2 protein-coding genes, 1 pseudogene and 1 riboswitch are annotated in these 3,268 nt (G+C 69.9%); all 3 genes and pseudogenes read left to right on the top strand.

Annotated features, from left to right (window positions below; translation table 11 throughout):
• A riboswitch (glycine riboswitch) is annotated at positions 1-105 on the top strand. This riboswitch is flagged as partial in the annotation.
• A 59-nt stretch (positions 106-164) separates the two neighbouring features.
• Complete coding sequence (gene gcvT / locus AC1D15_RS23475; protein WP_477827872.1) at positions 165-1,298, top strand: glycine cleavage system aminomethyltransferase GcvT; 1,134 nt, start codon at positions 165-167, stop codon at positions 1,296-1,298.
• A 46-nt stretch (positions 1,299-1,344) separates the two neighbouring features.
• A complete protein-coding gene (gene gcvH / locus AC1D15_RS23480; protein ID WP_047511714.1) occupies positions 1,345-1,719 on the top strand; it encodes a glycine cleavage system protein GcvH in 375 nt (124 codons plus the stop codon).
• 121 nt (positions 1,720-1,840) lie between these two features.
• Positions 1,841-3,268: pseudogene (locus AC1D15_RS23485) on the top strand (glycine dehydrogenase); the annotation flags it as partial.

Below are 3,268 nucleotides of genomic sequence, written 5' to 3' on the forward strand. Positions count from 1 at the left end.
TCGCTGGAGAGAGGCTCACCCCGAGTGAGTCCACCGAAGGGGCAAGCGGTTGACCGGGATCCGGGGGCCGCCAATCTCTCAGGTAAAGCGGACAGAGAGGGCATCCCCAACGCGTCGGCCGGCATGGCGACTCGTTGGTCCGGTGAATGCCCTCGGAGAAGACCATGTCCGCCATCGACCTGCCGAACACCCCGCTGCTGAAGACCCCCCTCCACGCATTGCACCTCGAACTGGGCGCCAAGATGGTGCCCTTCGCCGGCTACGAGATGCCGGTGAACTACCCCGGCGGCATCATCGCCGAGCACAAGCACTGCCGCAGCGCCGCCTCGCTGTTCGACGTCTCCCACATGGGCCAGGTCCGCCTGGTCGGCCCCGACGCCGCGAAAGCCCTCGAATCGCTGGTGCCCGTCGACATCGTCGACCTCGCCGTCGGCAAGCAGCGCTACGGCTTCTTCACCAATGCCAGCGGCGGCATCCTCGACGACCTGATGATCACGCGCCGCGAGAACGACGTGCTCGTCATCGTCAACGCCGCCTGCAAGGACGCCGACATCAAGCACCTGGTGACCCACATCGCCCACAAGTGCACCGTGCAGCCGCTGCCCGAGCGCGCGCTGCTCGCGCTGCAGGGCCCGCAGGCCGTGAAGGCGCTGGCCCGCCTGAATGCCGATGCCGCCACCCTCACCTTCATGACCGGCCGCGCGCTGACGCTGGCCGGCGCCGACTGCTTCGTGACCCGCTCCGGCTACACCGGTGAAGACGGCTTCGAGATCTCGGTCGCCGCCGACCAGGCCGAATCGCTGGCTCGCGCGCTGCTCGCCCAGCCCGAGGTCAAGCCCTGCGGCCTCGGCGCGCGCGACACGCTGCGCCTGGAAGCCGGCCTGTGCCTGTACGGCCACGACATCGACGAGAAGACCACGCCGGTCGAGGCCGGCCTCACCTGGGCGATCCAGAAGGTGCGCCGCGCCGGTGGCGCACGCGCCGGCGGCTACCCCGGTGCCAGCGTGATCGACGGTCAGCTCGCCCACGGCACCACGAACAAGCGCGTCGGCCTGCTCGGCCTCGAGCGCGTGCCGGTACGCGAAGGCGCCACCATCGTCGACGGCCAGGGCCACAGGCTCGGCCACGTGACCAGCGGCACGCTGTCGCCCAGCGTCAACCAGCCGATCGCGATGGCCTACCTCGCCGGCAACCACGCGCTGCCGCACCACGAGGTGTTCGCCGAGGTGCGCGGCAAGCGGCAGCCGATGCGCGTCGCGCCGATGCCGTTCTCGCCGCACCGCTATTTCCGTGGCTGATCTGCCTCCCCTTCCCCTTCTTCACATCGCCCCCAAGGAGCCCCTGATGACCACCATGTACACCCCCGACCACGAGTGGATCAACATCGAAGACCACGAGGCCGCCACCGTCGGCATCACGCTCCACGCGCAGGACGCGCTGGGCGACGTGGTCTTCGTCGACCTGCCGGAAGTCGGCCGCAGCTTCAAGAAGGGCGAGGTCGCCGGCGTCGTCGAATCGGTGAAGGCCGCCGCCGACCTGTACATGCCGGTGGCCGGCGAGATCGTCGAGGTCAACGAGGCGCTGCGCGCCGACCCGTCGCTCGCCAACAGCGACCCGCTCGGCAACGGCTGGTTCTTCAAGGTGCACGTCACCGACATGGGCGAGTTCGACCAGTTGATGGACCAGCCGGCGTACGACGAGCTCGTCAAGAACGCCTGAATCCGTTCGCCCTGAGGTATCGAAGGGCAGCGCATGCCTCGGTACCGGCACCTTCCGCAAAGGCTTCGATACCTCAGCCCGAACGGACGGTGTCCTGCCATCAAGTTTCACTGGAATGACCATGTTGATGTCCGCCGCCACGCCCCTGGGCGCCCTCGAGAACGCCACCGAATTCGTCGCCCGCCACATCGGGATCGAGGAGGCGGACGAACGGCACATGCTGTCGGCCATCGGTGCCGCCTCGCGCCGCGCACTGATCGACGCCATCGTGCCGCGTGCCATCGCCCGCCCGGTGCCGATGCAGCTGCCCGCCGCGCTGACCGAAGCGCAGGCGCTCGCCGAGCTGAAGGGCATCGCCGCACGCAACCAGGTGYTSAAGAGCTTCATYGGCCARGGCTACYACGGCACCYWSACGCCSGGCGTSATCCTGCGCAACATCCTCGAGAACCCSGCCTGGTACACSGCCTACACGCCCTACCAGGCYGAGATYTCGCAGGGCCGCATGGAGGCGCTCGTCAATTTCCAGACCATGGTCTGCGAGCTGACGGGCCTGGCGATCGCCGGCTCGTCGATGCTCGATGAAGCCACCGCCGCCGCCGAGGCGATGACGCTCGCGCTGCGCGTCGGCAAGAGCAAGAGCACGACCTTCTTCGTCGCCGACGACGTGCTGCCGCAGACACTCGAGGTGGTGCGCACGCGCGCCGAGCCGCTCGGCCTCACGGTCGTCACCGGCCCGGCCGCCGATGCGGCGAAGGACAAGCCCTTCGGCGCGCTGTTCCAGTACCCCGGCGTCAACGGCGTCGTGCAGGACCTGGCACCGGTGATCGCCGCGGTGCATGCGGCCGGCGGCCTGGCGATCGTCGCCGCCGACCTGCTGGCGCTGACGCTGATCACGCCGCCCGGCGAGATGGGCGCCGACATCGCGGTCGGCAACACGCAGCGCTTCGGCATGCCGATGGGCAACGGCGGCCCGCACGCCGCCTACATGGCAACCAAGGACGAGTTCAAGCGCTCGATGCCCGGCCGGCTGGTCGGCGTCAGCGTCGACGTGCATGGCAACCCGGCCTACCGCCTCGCGCTGCAGACGCGCGAGCAGCACATCCGCCGCGAGAAGGCCACGTCGAACATCTGCACCGCCCAGGTGCTGCCGGCGGTGATCGCCAGCATGTATGCGGTCTACCACGGCCCGCAGGGGCTGAAGCGCATCGCGGGCCGCGTCGCGAGCTACACCGCGGTGCTGGCGGCCGGCCTGAAGGAAGCCGGCTGCACGCTGGCGCACGAGAGCGCCTTCGACACGCTCGAGGTGCAGACCGGCGGCCGCACCGAGGCCGTGCTGCAGGCCGCGCGCGAAGCGGGCTTCAACCTGCGCCGCGCGTCGGCCGCGAGCGTCGGTATCTCGCTCGACGAGACCACCACCCGTGGCGACATCGACGCGCTGCTGCGCATCGTGCCGTCCCGCCCGATCGACGGCGCCGCGCTGTGGTCGCGCAGCGAGAAGGGCGTGGCCGCGCTGGTGCCGGCCGAGCTGGCGCGCCGCAGCGCCTTCCTG

The organism is Rhizobacter sp. P2_H2, from assembly GCF_056403375.1.